Here is a 20,852-nt window from a genome sequence, read left to right as displayed (position 1 = left end):
TTCCTACTCCTTCGGCCTCAGCACCGTGACCGTCGGGAACCCCGCTTCCACCGCGGTGCGGGTCAGCGGCAGCCGGATGTAGTCGCCCCTCTGCCAGAGCGGCAGCTGGTCGCTGAACCCTTCGGCGTTCAACCAGCCGTCCTGCCCCCCGAGCAGAACGAAATGATTCTCGTCCGGGTCGGCCATGTCGGAAATCTGCCGGGCTTGTGAGCCGTAGAACGCCCAATGCCGCTCGCCTGCCGGACTGTGGGCGGACTTCATCACCGTCTCGTTGGAACCGCCGGTGGGCACGTCACCGAAGATGTAGCGGCCGCCGATGACGGGGGCATTGGCCAGCGGGTGGCGAAGCTGCACCCGGTGCATGTCGCCCCAGATGGCGAATTCCTCGCCGGCGGCTTCCATTTCTTCGAACCCCTTCTCCAGCGCCGTGAGCGCCTGTTCCGGCGTGAGGCGCAGCAGGTCGCGCGCGAGCTTCATCCGGAACCAGGCCCAGCGGCTGACGACCTCCAGAACGTCGACCTCGCCAAGGGCTTCGTAGACGGGTGTCGCCAGCCCCGCGATCATGCCTTCCAGCAACAGGGCGCCGCGGGAATCCGCCTCGTAGTCGCCATTCCACTCAGCGAGTTCGTCCGGCACCCGGCTGCCGAGGCCGGCCTTTTCCGCCGCCTCCACAATGGTGTCACGGAGCACCACGGCCGAGGGCGAGTGAGTGTTCCGCTGAAGCTTCGCCATGAATTCGCGGTCCACGTTCCCGGCCGGCCGGAGATGGGATTCGATGACCGCGATCCGGTCCGGCGGCGTGTCGAAGATGGTCAGCGGCGTGACCGCCTCGGCGGTCGGGTTGTTGGCCGAAGCCACGAAGCCCTTCTCCGGATTGACGATCCAGGGCAGCGAAGATGCGGTAAGCATGGTGTTCCATGGATCGGCTTCGCCGGACTCCGGCGGCTGCACCACCAGGCCGCCGGGCGCGCCGTGCGGCCGGGCGGGCAGACGGGCCGCCGTGCCGATGGCGATATCGCCGTCGGCCGCGGCCAGCACGAAGGCCAGGCCGGGAATGGCGAAGCTCTCCATGGCCGCGTGGAATTCGCCGACGCCGGTGGCGCGCGCAGCGTCCATGTAGGCGCTGAGTTCGTCGCTGCCGCCCTGCCCCACCCAGCGCAGGGCGAGCTGCCGCCCCTGGGGATCGTCGACCATGGGGGCGTCGGTGATCACGGGACCGTAGGGGGAGACGCGGATCTCGATATCGCGGTCGAACCCGAAGCGGATCGGCACCTCCTCCCGAACTGTCGTGAAGGCGCTGTCGGGCAGGCCGCTGACGTCGATCAGGTCGGACGAGCGCGCGCGAAGGTTGGTCGCGCCCCAGGCGAGATGCCTGTTCCGGCCCAGCCCGAACACCGGCATCCCCGCAGGCATCATGCCCACGACCTCGAAGCTGGGCGTCTTCAGTCCGGCCAGCAGCCAGATGTTCGGCACCGTGATGCCGAGATGCGGATCGGTGGCGAGCATGGGCGCGCCGCTGGCCGTGCGCGCGCCCGAGACCGCCCAGGCGTTGGAGCCGGCCCGCGCGTCGCCCCCCAGCGTGAACAGCAGCGCGGCAAGCAGCCGCCCGCCGTCGCGGTCCGCCTCCAGTTCGGCGATACTGGGAAGCGACCCACCGTTGAAACGCATGACCTCGTCCCAGATCTCCGGCCAGTCCTCCCGGTCCGTCAGGCCGAGCAGGCCGATCGAGACCAGCCAGTTGACGTCGGAGCCGGCGAGACGGCCGAAGGCCAGCACGTCGATCGCCGACCATGGCTTCGGTTCGAAGGCGAACAGCCGGTACTCGTGAGGCAGTTCGTCCAGCCTGGCGACATAGGCGTTGACGCCCTCGGCGAAACGGTCGAGCCAGAGTTTCGTTTCCGCCGGCAGTGCCGGGTAGTTGGCCTCGGCCGCGCGGCGGTAGCCGATGGTGCGGAGCGTCTGGTCCAGGTCCGCTGCCAGCGGACCCGCGACCTCGGCCAGCTGACCGCTGGCGGCGCGCCGCAGGATCTCCATCTGGCCAAGCCTCAGATGCGCGTGGACATAGCCCAGCGCATAGGCGCCGTCCGCGTCGGACTCGGCGGTGATCCACGGCACCATGTGCGCGTTCCAGCGAATCTCCACAGGTGCCGAGACATCCAGCCCCTCCGTCTCCAGCCCCGCAATCCGACTTTCCACCGTCACCGGCTCGGGCACCGACGTCAGCAGACTGCAGCCGCCGATCAGCGCCGCCACGGCAACCGTCGACAACAGGGTTGAAATGCGTCGCGTCATGAGCTGCGCTTCCTCCGGAACGGCACTGGCCTCATCTACGTGCGCGAGGGGTATCCGGATGACAAGTGAAGGCAGGCCGTTTCCGCGCGGCGGTTACAAATCGTAATTCCGGCGCGGGATTTCGGCCAGGGGCCGGTCAGGGTCCGGTCGGTTCCTGCACGATGATCGTGAAGCATGCGCCAAGACCCGGCGTCGAACGCGCTTCGACGCGCCCGCCGAGCGAGGCCACCTCCGACAGCGCCACGTCGAGGCCGATACCCCGGCCGGCGTAGAGGCTGACGTCCGCGGCGCCGCTGACGCCCGGCTGGAAGACCCGCGCGGACAGTTCGTCCGGCAATCCCGCACCGTCATCGGAAACTTCGACGGTAAGCAGGCCGCCGGTGCGGTGGACGGCTATCGCGATGGCGCCGCACCGCGGCTTGCCCAGCGCAGACCGCCGATCCGGCGTCTCGATGCCGTGAACGATGGCGTTGCGGACCAGATGCTGCAGCGCCCGGGTGAGCGCCGCGCGGCTCTTGTTGTCGATCCGGAGGTCGCCGCCGGTGATGCTCAGTTCGGCTTCCTTGCCCAGGGAGGTGGAGATTTGCCCGATCATCCGCTCCGCCCACCACAGGCACTGGGTGAATGCGCCCTCCCCGGCCAACCCGGTGGCCGCGGGCGGACCCGTGTCGCTTTCCGAATCCAGCAGCCGCCGCGCCTCCGACACGCGGTGCGCCACGTCGAGGCCATCGCCGCCGCGGCCCATGACTCCTTCGAGTTCGTGCAGCGCGCCGGCAAGCTCGGAAAGACCGAGAAATCCAACCGCGCCCTTGACCGTGTGCAGATCGCGCAGCGCCCTGTCCCGGCCTGCGGGGTTGTCGCGGGCGGCTTCGACAGCCTCGATGGCTCGGCGGACATCGGCCAGCACTTCGGCCCGATGGTTGTCGGCCGCGTCTTCCTGGATCGCAATAGTCATGGATGAACGGTATTCAGACCCCGAGACAGAACAGACTCGCAGGAGACGCTTAATTTTGGATGAAGCCGCCGCACCCCTGATCCGGTTCGACCCGCCGCTGATCCGCGCCACATTGCTCAGGCGCTACAAGCGGTTCCTGGCCGACGTGCGTCTGGAGGACGGACGCGAGGTCACGGCCCACTGCCCCAACCCCGGTTCCATGCTGAGCCTGATCGACGGCGGAGCGCAGACCGTCTGGCTCACGCCGGTCGACAACCCGGCGCGCAAGCTGAAGTGGACGCTGGAACTGATCGAGGCCGGCGGCGCCATGGTCTGCGTCAACACCCAGCGGCCAAACGCCATCGCGGAAGCGGCGCTGGCGGCCGGGACGATCCCTGAGCTGGCCGGCTATCCGGTCCGCCGCCGGGAGGTCCGCTATGGCGAGCACTCCCGCATCGACCTGTTGCTGCAGGCAGAGGGGCGTCCGGATTGCTATGTCGAGGTCAAGGGCGTGACCCTCTCCCGCCAGGCGGGCCTGGTCGAGTTCCCGGATTCTGTGACAAGAAGAGGCGCCAAGCACCTGAAAGAACTGACCGCAATGGCGGCGCGCGGCCATCGGGCGGTGATGCTGTTCCTCAGCCCCAGGGGCGACGGACAGGTCTTCCGCCCCGCCGCCGATGTCGATTCCGCCTACGCCGCAGGGCTCGCCGCCGCGATGGACGCCGGGGTGGAAGCGGTCTGCCGGACTTGCCACGTTTCCGCGCTGGGCATATATCCGGGCGACGCCATTCCCGTCCTCATCGACTGAGCGCCATATGAACTACATCTCGGCGGACAACGCACCGGTCCGCAACACCGGCCAGATCAAGCTGCACGACGCGGCCGCCTTCGATGGCATGCGCGCCGCGGGGCGGCTGGCCGCCGAGACGCTCGACATGATCGTCGGGCACGTGAAGCCGGGCGTGACCACGGAAGAGCTCGACGGACTCTGCCACGAGTTCATCACCGCCCGGGGCGCGGTGCCGGCGCCGCTCAACTACCGGGGTTTCCCCAAGTCAATCTGCACGTCCATCAACCATGTGGTCTGCCACGGCATACCCGGCCCGCGGGCGCTGAAGGACGGCGACATCATGAACATCGACGTCACCGTCATCCTGGACGGCTGGCACGGCGACACCAGCCGCATGTTCCACGTCGGCAAGCCGAAGAAGAAGTCGGAGCGTCTGATCGACGTCACCTACGAGGCCATGATGCGCGGCATCCGGGCCGTCAGGCCCGGCGCCCGCCTGGGCGACATCGGCGCGGCGATCCAGGAATACGCGGAGGCCGAGCGCTGCTCGGTCGTGCGCGACTTCTGCGGTCACGGCCTGGGCCGCGTCTTCCACGACGCGCCCAACGTGCTGCATTACGGCCAGGCGAACTCCGGCATCGAACTGAAGCCCGGGATGTTCTTCACCGTCGAGCCGATGATCAATCTGGGCGACTGGCGGGTGAAGATTCTGGAGGACGGCTGGACCGCCGTGACCCGCGACCGCTCGCTGTCGGCGCAGTTCGAGCACTCGATCGGCATTACCGAAGACGGCGTGGAGATCTTCACGGAATCGCCGGCGGGCCTGCACAAGCCCCCCTACGGCTGAGGCGGCGGGGCGCAGCCATGGCGGAAGCGAAGCGCGCCGGCACGGAAAAGCCCCACTACCACGGTCACCGGCAGCGGGTCCGCGAGAAGCTGATCGAGAGCGGTCCCGACGCGTTCCGGGATTACGAACTGCTGGAGATCGTGCTCTGGGCCGCCAACCCGCGCGGCGACACCAAGCCGCTGGCAAAGCGCCTGATCGAGCATTTCGGCGACTACGCCCATGTGATCACGGCCAGTCCCGAGCAGCTCCGCGAGGTGCCCGGCATCGGCGACGCCGCGGTGGCCGCCATCCGCATCGTCGAGGTCTCGGCCGTCCGCCTCGCCCGCGCCCGGGTGATGCACCGGGATGTCGTGCTGTCCTCCTGGCAGGCCCTGCTCGACTACTGCAACGCCACCAAGCGCTACAAGGCGACCGAGGAGTTCCATGTCCTGTTCCTCAACCGCAAGAACGTGCTGATCGCCGACGAGGTGCAGCAGAAGGGCACGGTCGACCACACGCCGGTCTATCCGCGGGAGATCGTCAAGCGCGCGCTCAACCTGGAAGCCTCGGCGCTGATCATGGTTCACAACCACCCCTCCGGCGACCCGACGCCGTCCCGCGCCGACATCGAGATGACGAAGCAGGTCCGCGACGCCGCCCGGGCGGTGGGCCTGATGCTGCACGATCACCTGGTGATCGGCCGCGACGAACCCTTCAGCTTTCGCTCGAACGGATTGATCTAACCCCCGAACACTTCGGAGAATTTCTTCTTCAGCGCGGCATCGAGATCGGCCATCGACGCGGTGACGCCCAAATCGGCGAACGACGTCACGCCATAGTCACTGATGCCACAGGGGACGATGCCGCCGAAATGGTCCAGGTCGGGGTTCAGGTTGATGGCGATGCCGTGGAAACTGACCCAGCGCCGGAGCCGGATGCCGAGCGCGGCGATCTTCTTCTCGCCCTCGGCGGTCTCGACCCAGACACCGACGCGGCCCTGGCGCCGTTCACCGGCGATGCCGAATTCGGCAAGCGTCCCGATCACCCAGCGTTCCAGGTCGTTGACGAAGCGCCGGACATCGGGTCCGCGGCGGCGCAGGTCCAGCATGACATAGCCGACGCGCTGGCCGGGCCCGTGATAGGTGTACTCGCCGCCCCGCCCCGTCCGGTGCACGGGGAAGCGGTCTGGTGTCAGCAGATCGGCCGCATCGGCCGAAGTGCCCGCGGTATAGAGCGGCGGGTGCTCCAGCAGCCAGACGCACTCGTCCGCGCCCTCGTCGCGGATCGCCGCCGCGCGGTGCTCCATCCACTCGACCGCCGCCGGATAGTCGACCGGCTCTGCCGATTCTCGCCATTCCACCGTCATGGGCCGCCGCCCTTTACCTTCCGCTAACCGGTTTCTGCCTAGATGGTGCGCATGAACGATGACGAAAACAAAGCCCAGCCCGAGAGCATCGCCGACAATTTCGACCTGGCCATAGCCGACGTCGATGTCGAGATATCCGTCGTCCTGGGTCGCGCCCAGATGCCGATCCATCAGCTTCTCAAGATGGGCCGCGGCGCGGTGATCGAACTCGATTCCGGCGTCGACGACCCGGCCTGGATCCTCGCCAACAACCAGGTCATCGCCCGCGGCGAGATCGTCGTCACCGGCGAGCATGTGGGCATTTCCGTCCTGGAGAAGGTGAAGGCCTTCCAGTAGGCCCCGCCCGCGCTATTCTCCCCACGGATCAATTGCCGGTGGAGACGGAAAGCATGTCGGACGAACTCAGGCGGATGGTCAGCGAGCGCATGACGCCCTTCGGCGCGCTCCTCGGGATCGAGTTCATCACCGTCGAGCCCGACCTCGTCGAGGCCGAGATGCTGGTGAAGCCGGAGTTCTGCACCAACCCCGCGATCATGCACGGCGGCGCGGTGATGGCGCTGGCCGACAATGTCGGCGCGGTGGCTACCGTGATCAACCTGCCCCCGGACACGACCACCACCACGCTGGAAAGCAAGACCAACTTCATCGCCGCCGTACCGGTGAACCAGAAGGCCCTGGCCCGCTGCGTGCCGGTTCACAAGGGCCGGACGACGATGGTCTGGACCACGACGATCACCCGCGAGGACGGGCGCAAGGCCGCCGTCGTGACCCAGACCCAGATGGTGCTGCCGAAGCGGGACTGACCGCTTCCGGCGTCCGGGAGAGTCGGGCCGCCGGCCGGCCGGCGGTTCAGCCGCCGGAACGCACCTTCACATAGGAGCCCGGCGCGTCCTCGATCGCCTTCAGGCCGCCCTCGCCCGGCACGCGGGCCGGCACCTTCTTGCCGGAATGCTTCTGCATCCACTTGATCCAGTCCGGCCACCAGGAACCGGGCGTCTCCGTCGCCTCGGCCAGCCATTCGTCCGGCGTCGCGTACTTCTTGCGCTTCTCGTTGGTCCAGTACTGGTACTTCTTCGCATCCGGCGGGTTGACCACGCCCGCGATATGGCCAGAACCCGCCAGCATGAACCGGACCGGCCCCGAGAAATGCTGCGTCGCCTTGAAGACCGAGCGGTAGGGCGCGATGTGGTCCTCCTTGCCCGCCTGCACGTAGACCGGGATCTTCACCTTGCCCAGGTCGATCGGCGTGCCGTTGAATTCCAGTCCGCCCGGCTGCGCCAGCAGGTTCTGCTGATACATCTTGCGCAGGTAGAAGCTGTGCATGACCCGCGGCAGACGCGTGGCATCGGAATTCCAGTAGAGCAGGTCGAAGGGAAACGGATCCTTGCCCATCAGGTAGTTGTTGACCACGAAGGACCAGATAAGGTCGTTGGCGCGCAGCATGTTGAACGTGGACGCCATCTCCGCGCCCTCCAGATAGCCGCGCTCCTCCATCAGTTCCTCGATATGGGCGATACTCTCATCGTCGATGAAGACGCCCAGTTCGCCAGGCTCGGAGAAATCGACCTGGGCGGTGAAGAAGGTGGTCGCCTTGATCCGGTCGTCGCCGCGGGCGGCCATGTAGGCCAGGGTGGCGGCCATGAGCGTGCCGCCCAGGCAATAGCCGATGGTCGTGACCTCGCGCACGCCGATCGCCTGTTCGATGGCGTCCAGGGCGGCGAGGATGCCCTCGTTCATGTAGTCCTCGAAGCTCTTGTCCGCGAGCTTCTCGTCCGGGTTCACCCAGGAGATGACGAATACCGTCAGCCCCTGCTCGGTGCACCACCGGATGAACGAGTTCTCGGCCCGGAGATCGAGAATGTAGAACTTGTTGATCCAGGGCGGGCAGATCAGCAATGGCCGCTCGTGAACCTGTTCGGTCGCCGGCGCATACTGGATCAGCTGCATCAATTCGTTTTGATAGACCACCTTTCCGGGCGTCGTGGCGACGTTGCCGCCGACCTCGAAGGCGTCCAGATCGGTCATCTTGATGGCCAGCTTGCCCCGGCCCCGCTCCAGATCCTCCAGCAGGTGATCGAGGCCGCGCACCAGGTTCTCGCCGTTGGTCGCCAGGGTCTCGCGCAGGACCACCGGATTGGTCATGACGAAATTCGAGGGCGACATCGCGTCGACGAACTGGCGGGTGTAGAAGTCGACCTTCTCCGCGGTGTGGTCGTCCAGTCCCTCGACCTCGTGCACCGTATCGGTCATCCATTTCGACGTCAGCAGGTAGGATTGCTTGATGAAGTCGAAGATCTGGTTCTCCTGCCAGGCGGCGTCCTTGAAGCGCTTGTCGGAGCGCGGCGTGGGCACCGCGTCTTCGACCTCCTCGCCCATCATCTTCTGCGCCGCATGCTGCCAGAGCTCCATGTAGCCCTTGAACAGGTTCATCTGCGCGTCGACCAGCTTGCCCGGGTCGGCCATCATCCGCGAGGTCATCTCCATGAACGCCTTGCCGACGTTCATGGGATCCGCCGGACCGGGCGCCGCCGACGCATGTTCCTGATGGCGCTCCAGGAAGTCGGCCACCAGGCGCTGGCTCTGCGCCGCCACCCTGGACATGTTCAGCGAGAACTCGTTCAGGTCGGGTGTCGGGAATTCCTCATTGGACTTCTCTGCCATCGCCTCCTCCCATGGTTCATGGCGGATCTGTCGTCCGTTGCCGCCATTGTGGGTGCGGCGCGGCGGAATGAACAGGGGGAGGTTAACGCAGCGTCGCTTTTGCTGCACCGCACAATTTGACGCAAGCCCTTCCTGCTGCCTCTTCTGCACATGCCCGATCGCCGGCCATTCCGGGGCAGACAAATCAATTCCGGCCCGCTAGATTGCCCGGGAATCTGCAAACCTCGGTCTCGTGGAGGAGATGGCGAGATGTCCGCATCGATGTCCGCGACAGCAGCAACCCGAACGCATCTGGCGCGCGCCGGACGGTTGGCCGCCGTCGCCGCCGCGCTTGCGCTGGGCGCCTGCTCGCTGCCCGACTGGGCCGATCCCGCCGGACTGTTCGAGCCTGACTACGGACCGGCGCCGCAGCCGGTGGCGCGGGCCGCAAGGCCGGCCTCGGCAATACCGATGCCCGCGGCCGCTCAGGACAAGGAGAAAGCCTCACCCGAGCGCGATGTCCAGATCGTTGCCGCGCCCCAGCCGCCGCGCCGCGTCGCTGCAGCCGAGCCTCGCCCTGTCACGCCCGCCAGGGCAGAGCCGCGCCGCGCGCCCGACCCGTCACCTGCCCGGCCCGCCGCCGAGGCGCCTGCCCAGGGCGAACGCGTGCGCGTTGTCCAGGCGCCCCGCGACGAGTCGCCGACGCCGATGATCGCGGCCATGACCCGCGGCGAGGAACCGCCATCCTTCTCGGAGGAGGGCACCCTTGTTCCCCGGCGCACCAGCATTGCCGCCGATCCCGAAGTGGAGCCCCGCAAGGAGGACTCCAGTCAGGGCGTCATCACCGACACCCGCACCAGCTTGCCTGCGCAGACCGCCATGGTCACGCCCGCGCCCACGCCCGACAGGACCCCCGATACGCCACAGCGGCGGCCGGCGGCAGTGACGCCGCAGCAGTCGCCGTCCTACAGCGAACGTCTGAGAGAAGCCGGCATCGAGCCGCGCAGCGCGGCGTCGGCGGGCGGTGGCCGGGTCGCGCCCGGACAGTTCCCGAACAGCGTTTCGCCGGTGGTACAGCAGACCTATCACGAGTCCCTGAACGCGCCGCGCACCTATGAGGAAGCGATCGCAGGCGCTCGCGGCGGCGGCGTGACGCGGGGGTCCGCCGCGCTCGGCGAACCCGTCGTGATTTCCGGGGAGGGCGTCTACCAGCCCGCGGCCTACGCCCCCGCCACGCGTGGTGGCCGGGCCCCGGACGAGGTGATCCTTTTCCGCCACGGTTCGGTCTCGCTTTCGTCCGATGACCACGCGACCATCCGCCGAATCGCGGAACAGGCGAAACGGACCAATGCGCGCATCCGGATCCAGGGACACGCTTCCAGCCGCACCGGCGAGATGGCGGTGGACAACCACCTGCTGGCCAATCTCAGGGTATCGGCCGCCCGCGCTGACGCCGTCGCCGACGCGCTGGCCCGGGAAGGCATCCCTTATGAGCGTCTCTATATCGAGGCAAAGGGAGACAACGCCCCCATCTACAACGAAGCCATGCCCAGCGGCGAGGCTGGCAACCGCCGCGCCGAAATCTATCTCGAGTACTAACAGCCCTGGGTTTGCTCGCCGCGTCGCGGGCGACAACCCCGGCCCGCAAGAGTCCCGGTAGCACGTCATGCAAGTCGACTTTCACCTGATCAAGCGCCTGCCCCCCTATGTCTTCAACGAGGTCAACCGCCTGAAGGCGGAAGCGCGCGCCGCCGGCCGCGACATCATCGACTTCGGCATGGGCAATCCCGACCAACCCACGCCCCGGCACATCGTCGACAAGCTGGTCGAGGCGTCCGCCAATCCGCGCACCCACCGGTACTCCGCCTCCAAGGGCATCCCCGGCCTCCGGCGTGCGGTCGCCGCCTATTACGAACGGCGCTTCGGCGTCTCCGTCGACCCGGAGACCGAGACCATCGTGACACTCGGCTCGAAGGAAGGGCTGGCCCATCTCGCCATGGCGATCACCACGCCCGGCGACACCATCCTGGCGCCGAATCCCTCCTATCCGATCCACCCTTACGGCTTCATCATCGCGGGCGCCGTGATCCGCCATTTCCCCGTCGGTCCGGAGCATGACTTCCTGGCCAGTCTGGAACGCGCGATGAAGCACTGCGTGCCGACGCCCGAGGTGCTGGTGCTCAACTTCCCGTCCAATCCGACGGCGATGGTGGTGGATCTCGATTTCTACCGGGAAGTGGTCGACTTCGCCCGGCGGCGCGGTCTCTACATCCTTTCCGATCTGGCCTATGCGGAGATCTACTTCGACGGCACGCCGCCGCCGTCCATCCTGCAGGTGCCCGGCGCGAGGGAGCGCGCCGTGGAGTTCACCTCCATGTCGAAGACATACAGCATGCCGGGCTGGCGCGTCGGCTTCGCCACCGGCAACAAGGACCTGATCGCGGCGCTGACGCGCATCAAGTCCTATCTCGACTATGGCGCCTTCACGCCGGTCCAGGTCGCCGCGACGGCGGCGCTGAACGGTCCGCAGGACTGCGTCGACGAAATCCGCGATCTCTACCGCTCGCGCCGCGACGTGCTGATCCGGGGCTTCGCCGACGCCGGCTGGGAGGTGCCTTCGCCGGCGGCGACCATGTTCGCCTGGGCACCCATCCCGGAACCTTATCGCAGCCTGGGCAGCCTGGAATTCTCCAAGCTGCTGCTGGAGGAGGCCGAAGTCGCCGTCTCCCCCGGCGTCGGCTTCGGCGAGTACGGCGACGGTCATGTCCGCATCGCCCTGGTAGAGAACGAGCAGCGCATCAGACAGGCGGTCCGCAGCCTCAAGCGCTTCATGCAGTCAGGCGACGAGCCCCTGGAACGGCGTCAGCGCCAACTCGCGGCCGAATAGCCGCCAACAGACACAAGACCAGGAACCAGACGATTGACCAATGACTTGCGCATTGCCGTCGCCGGTGTCGGCACGGTCGGCAGCGGGCTGATCCGGCTGCTGGAGGAGAACGCGGACGTGATCGAGGGCCGCGCCGGGCGGCCGCTCGTCGTCCGGGCCGTATCGGCGCGCAACCGCGGACGCGACCGCGGCGTCGACATCGACCGCTTCGACTGGGAGGACAACCCCGCCGCCCTCGCCCGCCGCGACGATATCGACGTTGTCGTGGAGCTGATGGGCGGCTCGGACGGCCCGGCGCGGCATCTGGTCGAGACGGCGCTGCAGAACGGCAAGCCCGTGGTCACCGCCAACAAGGCGCTGATCGCCGAGCACGGCGCGGCGCTGGCGCGGCTGGCCGACGAGAAGGGCCTGCCCTTCGCCTACGAGGCCGCAGTGGCTGGCGGCATTCCCATCATCAAGGCGGTCCGCGAGGGTCTGTCGGCGAACCGGATCAGCCGCGTCTATGGCATCCTGAACGGCACCTGCAATTACATCCTGACGGAAATGCGCAATTCCGGCAGAGACTTCGACGACGTTCTGAAGGACGCGCAGGAACTCGGCTATGCCGAGGCGGACCCGAGTTTCGACGTCGGCGGCGTGGACGCGGCCCACAAGCTGGCGATCCTCGCCTCGGTCTGCTTCGGCTCGGAGATCGACTTCGCCGCCGTCGGCATCGAAGGCATCCAGCGCATATCCTCGGTCGATATCGCCTATGCGGACGAGTTCGGCTACCGCATCAAGCTGCTGGGCGTCGCCGAATGGATCGACGGACAGGTGGCGCAGCGGGTCCAGCCCTGTCTTGTCCGCGCCGACACCCCGATCGCCAAGGTGGAGGGCGTCGACAACGCCATCGTGACGGAAGCGAATCACGTCGGCCGCACGATGTTCGAGGGCCCCGGCGCCGGGGCCGGACCGACGGCCTCCGCTGTCGCCGCCGATCTGGTCGACATCGCCCGCCGGCGCAACACACCGATGTTCGGCCTTCCGTCCCGCCGGCTGACCGCCGCGTCGGCCTATCCGCCGGAGAAGCGGCGCGGGCATTACTATATCCGTCTCAACGTGCTTGACCGGCCCGGCGTGATAGCGGATGTCTCGGCCGTGCTGCGGGACACGGAGATCTCGATCGAGCAGATGCTGCAGCGCGCCGATCACGACGATGGCGGCACCGCGCCCGTGGTCGTCATTACCCATGAGACGACGGAGGCGCGTATCATGGCGGCGCTGCAGCGAATCGAGGCGCTCGATTCCATCGTCGAGACGCCGCACCTGCTCAGGATCGAGAACTTCTGACCGCCGGAAGAACGGGTCGGAGGGAGCCGGAGGGAACCATGTCGAAGACCACCAAGCTGGACCGCAATCTGACGCTCGAAGCCGTCCGAGTGACCGAGGCGGGCGCCATCGCGTCCTTCGACTGGATCGGCATGGGCAACGAGAAGCAGGCCGACCAGGCGGCTGTGGACGCCATGCGCACGGCGCTGAACGGCATGGCGATCCGCGGCACCGTCGTCATCGGAGAAGGCGAGCGCGACGAGGCGCCGATGCTCTATATCGGCGAGGATGTCGGCAACGGCCACGCCGACGGCATCGGACCGGAGATCGACATCGCCCTGGATCCGCTGGAAGGCACCACCATCACCGCCAAGGCCGCGCCGGGCTCGCTCTCGGTCATGGCGCTGTCGGAGAAGGGCATGCTGCTCAACTCGCCGGACGTCTACATGGACAAGATCGCCGTCGGCGGCGGCCTGCCCGACGGCGTCGTCGACCTGGACCGCAGCGTGACCGAGAACCTGACCAGCCTCGCCGCGGCCAAGGGCTGCGCCGTGGCCGACCTCATGATCTGCATTCTCGACCGGCCCCGGCATTCGGACATCATCAAGGAAACCCGGGCCGCGGGCGCGCGCATCCAGCTCATCCCTGACGGCGACATCGCCGGCGTGATCGCAACCACCGATCCGGAGACGCGGATCGACATGTACATCGGCACCGGCGGCGCCCCCGAGGGCGTACTGGCCGCGGCAGCGCTCCGCTGCGTCGGTGGCCAGATGCAGGGACGGCTGATCTTCCGCAACAACGACGAGAAGGAACGCGCGCGCCGCATCGGCATCACCGATCTCGACCGGAAGTACGAGATGGAGGAGATGGCCGCGGGCGACGTCATCTTCACCGCCACGGGGGTGACCGACGGCGGCATGCTGCGCGGCGTGCGCCGCCACAGCGGCGTGATCGTGACGGATTCCGTCGTCATGCGCTCCAAGACGGGCACGGTCCGGCGCATCGAAGGCCGGCGCCGGATCGCCAGCTAGATCCCCTGGTGCCGGAGACGGACACCTTCCTTCGGGTCGAGCGCTCGCTGAGCGGCCAGCGCTGGCGGCGCGGCGCGGCCAGCGAACGCACCATCGAAGCCCTGCGCCAGCGCCATCAGCTCTCCGACATCCTGGCCAGCACCCTGGCCAACCGCGACGTGGGCATCGACGACGCGCCGGGATACCTGGAGCCACGGCTGAAGGATCTGCTGCCTGATCCCTCCAGCTTCGCGGACATGGATCGCGCCGCGGAGCTCATCGCCCGGCACGTGGCCGAGGGCCGGCGCATCGCAATCTTCGGCGACTACGATGTCGACGGAGCGACATCCTCGGCGCTGCTGATCCGCTATCTTCGTGCAGTCGGCGCCGACGCGGGCTGTCACATCCCCGACCGTATCGCCGAAGGCTATGGTCCCAACCTGCCGGCGCTGGAGAAACTTGCCGGCGCGGGCCATGAACTGATCGTCACGGTCGACTGCGGCACTGCGGCCTTCGAGGTGCTCGACGCCGCCCACGACCGGGGCATCAACGTCATCGTCGTCGATCACCACCTGGCGGAAAGCCGCCTGCCCAAGGCGGCGGCGGTGGTCAATCCGAACCGGCTGGACTGCACCGGAGGCCATGGCAATCTCGCCGCCGTGGGCGTCGCCTTCCTGCTGCTGATCGCCGTCAGCCGCACCCTGCGTTCCATGGGCTGGTTCCGCGAACGGCCGGAGCCCAACCTGCTGCAGTTCCTGGACCTCGTCGCGGTCGGCACCGTCTGCGACGTGGTCCCTCTGACCGGACTCAACCGCGCCCTGGTGGCGCAGGGGCTGAAGGTGCTCGCCTCGCGGCGGCAGACGGGCCTGACCGCGCTTTCGGACATTGCGCGCATGAACGGGCCGCCCGGCGCCTACCACGCCGGCTTTCTGATCGGGCCCCGCATCAACGCCGGCGGGCGGGTCGGGCTCGCCGATCTCGGCGTCCGCCTGCTGACCACCGACGACCGCGAGGAGGCTGTCGGCATCGCCGTCGAGCTGGACCGGCTGAACGCCGAGCGCCGGCGGATCGAGCAGACGGTCCTCGACGAAGCCTTCGCCCTCACCGGCCGGCAGGACAACCGCGCCGTGGTGGTCCTGGATGGCGAGGGCTGGCATCCCGGCGTCATCGGCATCGTCGCCAGCCGAGTCAAGGACCGCGCCGGCCGTCCGGCCTTCGTCATCGCCCGCGACGGCGAGACGGCCAAGGGATCGGGCCGCTCGATCCGGGGCGTCGACCTCGGCGCGGCGGTCACCGCGGCGCGCCAGGCCGGCCTGCTGATCAATGGCGGCGGCCACAGCATGGCGGCCGGCATCACCCTCCGCGCCGACGGCATCGGGGCATTCGCCGAGTTCATGCACGAACGGCTCGACGCCCAGGTCCAGAAGGCCCGCCAGGACCGCGCGCTCATTGTCGACGGCGCCATCGCCGCCTCCGGCGTGACCCTGGAACTGGCCGAGGAACTGCAGCGGGCCGGACCCTACGGGTCGGGCAATCCGGAACCGCGCATCGCCATCCCGGAAGCGCGGCTGGTCAAGGCGGACATCGTGGGCGGCCAGCACGTGCGCGCCCAGATCGCCGGCCGCGGCAAGGGCTGGGTCGGCGCCATCGCCTTCCGCACCGCCGAGGAGCCGCTGGGCCGCGCGCTTCTGGGCCGCGCCCGCGACAACCGGCCGGTCCACCTGGCCGGGCACCTGCGCATCGACCACTGGCAGGGCAGTCCGCGCGTGCAGTTCCAGATCGAGGACGCGGCGGACGTAGCGTAAGGCCCAAGTCCGCGACCGTGCGGCGAAAAATCCGTTCATCGCAGTTGATTTCGGCGGTGGGGACCGGTAAATGCGGAGGCCGTTCAGCGGTCCCTTCGTCTAGTGGTTAGGACGCGAGATTTTCATTCTTGAAACAGGGGTTCGATTCCCCTAGGGACCGCCACCCCGCCCCCTGTTGCTCCATCTGGGAGGGCGTATTTCCATGAAGATATGCATCTACGGCGCCGGCGCGATCGGCGGCTATGTCGGCGCGATGCTGGCGCGTCAGGGCGTCGACGTCAGCCTGATCGCCCGCGGGCCGCATCTGGCCGCCATGAAGGCCAAGGGCCTGAAGCTGATCAGCGCCGAAGACACTTTCGTCGTACGGCCGACGGTGACCGACGATCCGTCGGAGCTCGGCCCGCAGGATTATGTCCTGCTGACGATGAAGGCCCATGGCGTGCGCGCCGTCGCCGACGCCATGCAGCCGCTGCTGGGGCCGGAGACGGCCGTGGTCACGGCGCAGAACGGCATGCCCTGGTGGTATTTCTTTGGCCACGAAGGACCGTTCGAGAACCGGCGGCTGGAAAGCGCCGATCCGGGCGGCGAGATCTGGGAGAAGATCGGCCCCGAGCGCGCCATCGGTTCCGTCGTCTGGCAGGCCGCGGAAGTGCCGGAGCCAGGCGTTGTTAAACTCGGCTATGGCGACCGTCTGGCGCTGGGGGAGCCCGACGGCAGCCGGTCGGAGCGTATCCAGGCGCTGTCGAAGACACTGATCGCCGCCGGCGTGAAGGCGCCGGTGCGCCCCAATCTCCGCAACGAGATCTGGGCCAAGCTCTGGGGCAATCTCAGCTTCAACCCGGTTTCCGCACTGACGGCGGCAACCCTGGAAGCCATGGCCGGCGACGCCGGCGTGCGCGAGGTCATCGCCGGGATGATGACCGAGGCGCAGGCCATCGGCGAGAAGCTCGGCGTGCGTTTCCCCATGACCGTGGACAAGCGGATCGAGGCCGCCTCGGCCGTCGGCGCGCACAAGACCTCGATGCTGCAGGATCTGGAAGGCGGGCGGACCATGGAGATCGAGCCGATCCTGGGCGCCGTGGCCGAACTGGGCCGCATGCTGGAACTGCCGACGCCGACCATCGACATCGTCTACAGTCTGGTTGTGCTGCGGGCGAAGAGCGCCGGCTGTTATGCCGCCTGAGGGGGAGGATGCGATGACCTACTGGCAGGACTGGTCCGACGAGGAGATGGAGCGGAACTTCAATCCGCGCGTGGCCGCGCCCGATGCGGCGGACCTGCTCGCCGGCTTCGTCGAGAAGGCCGCCCAGGCGCGCCGCAACCTCGATATGCGCCGGAACATCGCCTATGGCGGCCACCCGCGCGAGGTCTACGACGTCTTTCCCGGCATCGTCGGCGGTCCCATGCACGTGTTCATTCACGGCGGCTACTGGCGGGCGCTGTCGAAGGACGAGCACAGCTTCGTCGCGCAGCCCTTAAACGGCGCCGGCGCGACTGTCGTGCTGATCAACTATCCGCTCTGCCCGGAAGTCACGCTGGAGAGCCTGGCGGATTCGGTGATGCGCGGGATCGCCCACGCCGCGAAGCGCGCCGCCGATTACGGCGCCGATCCGGCGCGGGTGCACCTGAGCGGCCATTCGGCGGGGGCACATCTCTCGGCCATCGCCGCCGCCCGCGACTGGACCGGCGACGGCCTGGAAGCCGATCTGATCAAGTCGGCGACGCTGCTATCCGGCGTCTTCGACCCGGCGGTCGCCATGCGCACCACCATCAACGCCGATATCGGGCTGGACGACGCCCAGGCGCGCCGCATGAACGTGCTGCAGGCTGGCTTCCGTCCCCTGCCCCATGTGGACGTTCTTCTTGCCGCCGGCGGTGCCGAGCCCGATGGCTGGATCCGCCAGTCCACCGACTATCGCGACATGTTCGACATCGAGCGCGAGGTGATGCTGCCCGAGGGCGCCAACCACTTCACGCTGCTCGATCACGTCACCGACCCGAAGGATCCCCTCGGCCGCGCGATGCTGGCTCTCATGGACCTCTGAGCACAAGGTCCAGCGCCCGCTCGCCTTCGATGCGCGGCCCGGCGGCCTCGAAATCGCCTTCGGCGGCCAGGGCTTCGTTCAGCCGCACCATGAAAGCGTGCCGCGGCACCGCTTCGACGCCGAACTGCTTCAGGTGGTCGTTGACGAACTGGCTGTCGAGCAGCCGGTAGCCGCCGGCGCGTAGACGCGCGACCAGATGCACCAGGGCGACCTTGGAGGCGTCGGTCTCGATCGAGAACATGCTCTCGCCGAAGAACGCGGCGCGGAGCGCCACGCCGTAGAGCCCGCCCACCAGCCGGCCCTCGCTCCAGCACTCTACGGAATGCGCCAAACCCAGGCGGAACAGTTCGCCATAGGCGCGCACGATTTCCGAATTGATCCAGCTGTCGAAACGCCCGCGGGTAAAGTTGAGCTCGCCGCAGTGGCGGATGACCTCGTCGAAGGCGACGTCCGCCGTGACCTTGAAGCGGTCCTGCCGCACCGTCTTCCGCAGCCGTTTCGGCACATGGAAACCTTCGAGCGGCAATACCCCGCGCTCGTCCGGATCGACCCAGAAGAGCTGGGAATCGTCCCGGGTCTCGGCCATGGGAAACAGGCCGCGCGAATAGGCCTGAACCAGCAGGTTCGGTGTCAGCCGGTCAGCCACCGACCAGTCTGTCGAGGTTCTGTTCCAGCCAGTGGATGTCATAGGCGCCGTCGATGAACGCCTGGTCGTCCACCAGGGCCATATGCAGCGGAATCGTCGTCGAGATGCCGCCGATGACGTATTCCTCCAGGCAGCGGCGCAGCCGCATGAGGCATTCGTTCCGCGTGCGGCCGTGGACCACCAGCTTGGCGATCAGGCTGTCGTAATAGGGCGGCACCGAATAGCCGTCATAGAGGCCGGAATCGACGCGCACGCCCAGACCGCCCGGCGGATGGTAGTCCGTCACCCGGCCGGGCGTCGGCGAAAAGGTGCGGTGATTCTCCGCGTTGATCCGGCATTCGACCGCATGGCCGGTGAACTCGACATCGGCCTGGGCGAAGCTGAGCGGCGCGCCGGAGGCGACGCGAATCTGCTCGCGGACCAGATCGATGCCGGTGATCGCCTCGGTCACCGGATGCTCCACCTGCAGGCGCGTGTTCATCTCGATGAAGAAGAACTCGCCATCCTCGTAGAGGAATTCGATGGTGCCGGCGCCGCGGTAGTTGAGATCGCTGACGGCCCTGGCCGCCTTGGCGCCGATATCGGCCCGCTGCGCAGCGTTCAGCGCCGGCGACGGCGCTTCCTCGAGAACCTTCTGGTGACGGCGCTGGAGCGAGCAGTCCCGCTCGCCCAGATGGACCGCGTGGCCCTGACCGTCGCCGAAGACCTGCACTTCGATATGCCGGGGCTGACCGAGATACTTCTCCATGTACATCCGGTCGTCGCCGAAGGCGTGCATGGCTTCCGCTCTCGCCTGGGAAAGCAGTTCCGGCAGGCGCTCCGCGTCCGGGATCACCTGCATGCCGCGCCCGCCGCCGCCGGCTGCGGCCTTGACCAGAACCGGATAGCCGATCTCGGCGGCGATGGCGCGCGCCTTGTCGATGTCCTCCAGCGCGCCGTCATAGCCCGGCACCACGGGCACGCCGAGTTCCTTCATCGAGGTCTTGGCCGCGATCTTGTCGCCCATCAGGCGGATATGCTCGGGCGTCGGGCCGATGAAGGCGATGTTGTGCGCCTCGACGATCTCCGCGAAGCGGGCGTTCTCCGACAGGAAGCCATAGCCCGGATGGATGGCGTCGGCATCGGTGATCTCGGCGGCCGAAATGATCGCGGGAATGTTCAGATAGCTCAGCTTCGGGCTGGGCGGGCCGATGCAGACGGATTCGTCGGCCAGGCGCACATGCATGGCCTCGGCGTCCGCGGTGGAGTGGATCGCCACCGTCTTGATGCCCATCTCGTGACAGGCGCGGTGGATGCGAAGCGCGATCTCGCCCCGATTCGCGATCAGAATCTTTTCGAACATGGCCCGGCCGTTCCTATTCGATCACGACCAGCGGCTGCTCGAACTCGACCGGCTGTTCATTTTCCACCAGAACCGCAACCACCTTGCCCGACTTCGGCGCGGGCACCGGGTTCATGGTCTTCATCGCCTCGACGATCATCACGGTCTGACCCTTCTCGATCGTGTCGCCGACCGAAACGAAGGGCCTGGCCCCCGGTTCGGGCGCCGTGTAGGCGGTGCCGACCATCGGGGAGAGCACCTTGGTCCCGGCGGTCTCGGCCGCGCCGCCGCCCTCCGCGCCGTGCTGCGCCGCCATCGCGGGCGCAGGCGCCGCGGCCTGGGGCGCGGTCGCCATGACCGGCGCCGGCGACTTGCCGAGGCGGACCTTGACGTCGCCCTCTTCCCATTCGATCTCCGTCAGACCGCTCTCGTTCAACAGCGCCGCCAGTTTGGCCAGCGCTTCCATATCGACGTTCAGTTTGGTCATGAACCCGCCATCTGCTGTTGTTTGGCCGCCTTCAGTTCAGCGGTCAGCGCCTGAATCGCAAGTATATAGCCTAGCGAACCGAAGCCGCAGATCACCCCCTTCGCGGCCTTCGACACCCAGGAATGGTGTCTGAAGTCCTCCCGCTGATGAATGTTGGAGAGATGGACTTCGATGGTCGGAATCTCAACCGCCAGCAACGCGTCCAGAATCGCGACCGACGTGTGGGAGTAGCCGGCCGGGTTGATGATGATTCCGTCCGCCCCCCCCTTGGCTTCGTGGATCCAGTCCACAAGTTCGCCTTCATGGTTCGATTGCCGGAAATCGATGCGCACGCCGAAGCCCTGGGCGATCTGCCTGCAGGAACCTTCGATATCGGCCAGTGTCTCGCGGCCGTAGACCTCCGGCTGGCGTGTGCCCAGCAGGTTCAGGTTCGGTCCGTTGAGTATCAGCAAGGTTTCGGACATGCGTGACGCGCACCCCTTTTTTCTTGAT

20 protein-coding genes and 1 tRNA gene are annotated in these 20,852 nt (G+C 67.5%); 13 read left to right on the top strand and 8 right to left on the bottom strand.

Features of this window, described 5'->3' with window-relative positions; translation table 11 throughout:
- Nucleotides 1-3: 3 nt before the first annotated feature.
- Both CWC60_RS04750 and CWC60_RS04745 read right to left on the bottom strand, forming a co-directional pair.
- The gene (locus CWC60_RS04750; RefSeq protein ID WP_109792848.1) at nucleotides 4-2,292 is read right to left on the bottom strand and encodes a penicillin acylase family protein; all 2,289 of its coding nucleotides are present in this window, start codon (nucleotides 2,290-2,292) and stop codon (nucleotides 4-6) included.
- Between the two features lie 136 nt (nucleotides 2,293-2,428).
- Nucleotides 2,429-3,247 (bottom strand): ATP-binding protein, encoded by an 819-nt coding sequence (locus CWC60_RS04745; RefSeq protein WP_109792847.1) that lies wholly within the window; start codon nucleotides 3,245-3,247, stop codon nucleotides 2,429-2,431.
- 79 nt (nucleotides 3,248-3,326) lie between these two features.
- Between CWC60_RS04745 and sfsA the strand changes: the two genes are divergently transcribed.
- From sfsA to radC, 3 genes are read left to right on the top strand one after another with little or no spacing between them, the layout of a single operon-like run.
- Entirely contained in the window at nucleotides 3,327-4,034 is a 708-nt protein-coding gene (gene sfsA / locus CWC60_RS04740; protein WP_109792864.1) for a DNA/RNA nuclease SfsA, read from the top strand.
- A 7-nt stretch (nucleotides 4,035-4,041) separates the two neighbouring features.
- Nucleotides 4,042-4,863 (top strand): type I methionyl aminopeptidase, encoded by an 822-nt coding sequence (gene map, locus CWC60_RS04735; protein ID WP_109792846.1) that lies wholly within the window; start codon nucleotides 4,042-4,044, stop codon nucleotides 4,861-4,863.
- Nucleotides 4,864-4,880: 17 nt separating this feature from the next.
- Nucleotides 4,881-5,585 carry a RadC family protein gene (radC, locus tag CWC60_RS04730; RefSeq protein ID WP_109792845.1) on the top strand — a complete coding sequence of 235 codons (705 nt, stop codon included), beginning with the start codon at nucleotides 4,881-4,883 and terminating at the stop codon, nucleotides 5,583-5,585.
- Here the strand turns inward: radC and lipB are convergent.
- A complete protein-coding gene (lipB, locus tag CWC60_RS04725) occupies nucleotides 5,582-6,202 on the bottom strand; it encodes a lipoyl(octanoyl) transferase LipB (RefSeq protein WP_164516369.1) in 621 nt (206 codons plus the stop codon). The two genes, radC and lipB, sit on opposite strands and share 4 nt — an antisense overlap.
- Before the next feature lie 57 nt (nucleotides 6,203-6,259).
- Here lipB and CWC60_RS04720 point away from each other — a divergent pair, with 57 nt between their 5' ends.
- Nucleotides 6,260-6,544: a FliM/FliN family flagellar motor switch protein gene (locus CWC60_RS04720; RefSeq protein WP_109792863.1), complete on the top strand. Its 285-nt coding sequence runs from the start codon at nucleotides 6,260-6,262 to the stop codon at nucleotides 6,542-6,544.
- 53 nt (nucleotides 6,545-6,597) lie between these two features.
- Nucleotides 6,598-7,011 carry a PaaI family thioesterase gene (locus CWC60_RS04715; protein WP_109792862.1) on the top strand — a complete coding sequence of 138 codons (414 nt, stop codon included), beginning with the start codon at nucleotides 6,598-6,600 and terminating at the stop codon, nucleotides 7,009-7,011.
- A 46-nt stretch (nucleotides 7,012-7,057) separates the two neighbouring features.
- On the opposite strand, the gene CWC60_RS04710 is transcribed toward CWC60_RS04715, so the two are convergent.
- Nucleotides 7,058-8,869, bottom strand: coding sequence for a PHA/PHB synthase family protein (locus tag CWC60_RS04710; protein WP_109792843.1), 1,812 nt, complete (start codon nucleotides 8,867-8,869; stop codon nucleotides 7,058-7,060).
- Between the two features lie 249 nt (nucleotides 8,870-9,118).
- On the opposite strand from CWC60_RS04710, the gene CWC60_RS04705 reads away from it, so the two are divergent.
- From CWC60_RS04705 to CWC60_RS04670, 8 genes are all read left to right on the top strand, one after another.
- Nucleotides 9,119-10,447 carry an OmpA family protein gene (locus CWC60_RS04705; protein WP_164516367.1) on the top strand — a complete coding sequence of 443 codons (1,329 nt, stop codon included), beginning with the start codon at nucleotides 9,119-9,121 and terminating at the stop codon, nucleotides 10,445-10,447.
- 67 nt (nucleotides 10,448-10,514) lie between these two features.
- Nucleotides 10,515-11,735: an LL-diaminopimelate aminotransferase gene (locus CWC60_RS04700; protein ID WP_109792841.1), complete on the top strand. Its 1,221-nt coding sequence runs from the start codon at nucleotides 10,515-10,517 to the stop codon at nucleotides 11,733-11,735.
- Nucleotides 11,736-11,768: 33 nt separating this feature from the next.
- Nucleotides 11,769-13,064, top strand: a complete 1,296-nt coding sequence (locus CWC60_RS04695; protein WP_109792840.1) for a homoserine dehydrogenase — start codon at nucleotides 11,769-11,771, stop codon at nucleotides 13,062-13,064.
- 38 nt (nucleotides 13,065-13,102) lie between these two features.
- Entirely contained in the window at nucleotides 13,103-14,077 is a 975-nt protein-coding gene (gene glpX / locus CWC60_RS04690) for a class II fructose-bisphosphatase (RefSeq protein ID WP_277422313.1), read from the top strand.
- 8 nt (nucleotides 14,078-14,085) lie between these two features.
- A complete protein-coding gene (gene recJ, locus CWC60_RS04685; RefSeq protein WP_109792839.1) occupies nucleotides 14,086-15,861 on the top strand; it encodes a single-stranded-DNA-specific exonuclease RecJ in 1,776 nt (591 codons plus the stop codon).
- Between the two features lie 88 nt (nucleotides 15,862-15,949).
- A tRNA-Glu gene (locus CWC60_RS04680) sits at nucleotides 15,950-16,024 on the top strand.
- A gap of 39 nt (nucleotides 16,025-16,063) precedes the next feature.
- Nucleotides 16,064-17,044, top strand: coding sequence for a 2-dehydropantoate 2-reductase (locus CWC60_RS04675; RefSeq protein ID WP_109792838.1), 981 nt, complete (start codon nucleotides 16,064-16,066; stop codon nucleotides 17,042-17,044).
- A 13-nt stretch (nucleotides 17,045-17,057) separates the two neighbouring features.
- A complete protein-coding gene (locus CWC60_RS04670; protein WP_164516366.1) occupies nucleotides 17,058-17,906 on the top strand; it encodes an alpha/beta hydrolase in 849 nt (282 codons plus the stop codon).
- Here the strand turns inward: CWC60_RS04670 and aat are convergent.
- The 4 genes from aat to aroQ are packed head-to-tail and all read right to left on the bottom strand — an operon-like array spanning nucleotide 17,893 to nucleotide 20,824.
- Complete coding sequence (gene aat / locus CWC60_RS04665) at nucleotides 17,893-18,552, bottom strand: leucyl/phenylalanyl-tRNA--protein transferase (protein WP_206419765.1); 660 nt, start codon at nucleotides 18,550-18,552, stop codon at nucleotides 17,893-17,895. The genes CWC60_RS04670 and aat overlap by 14 nt on opposite strands.
- Nucleotides 18,545-19,894, bottom strand: a complete 1,350-nt coding sequence (accC, locus tag CWC60_RS04660; RefSeq protein WP_109792835.1) for an acetyl-CoA carboxylase biotin carboxylase subunit — start codon at nucleotides 19,892-19,894, stop codon at nucleotides 18,545-18,547. The genes aat and accC overlap by 8 nt, the downstream gene beginning before the upstream one ends.
- Before the next feature lie 13 nt (nucleotides 19,895-19,907).
- Nucleotides 19,908-20,360, bottom strand: a complete 453-nt coding sequence (gene accB, locus CWC60_RS04655) for an acetyl-CoA carboxylase biotin carboxyl carrier protein (protein WP_109792834.1) — start codon at nucleotides 20,358-20,360, stop codon at nucleotides 19,908-19,910.
- Nucleotides 20,357-20,824, bottom strand: a complete 468-nt coding sequence (gene aroQ, locus CWC60_RS04650; RefSeq protein WP_109792833.1) for a type II 3-dehydroquinate dehydratase — start codon at nucleotides 20,822-20,824, stop codon at nucleotides 20,357-20,359. Before aroQ ends, accB begins: the two co-directional genes overlap by 4 nt.
- Between the last annotated feature and the right edge of the window lie 28 nt (nucleotides 20,825-20,852).

It is taken from the genome of Minwuia thermotolerans, from assembly GCF_002924445.1.
In the GTDB taxonomy this organism is placed as follows: domain Bacteria; phylum Pseudomonadota; class Alphaproteobacteria; order Minwuiales; family Minwuiaceae; genus Minwuia; species Minwuia thermotolerans.
The sequence above is the reverse complement of the archived record's forward strand: the minus strand, read 5'-3'. Positions and strand labels throughout refer to the sequence as shown.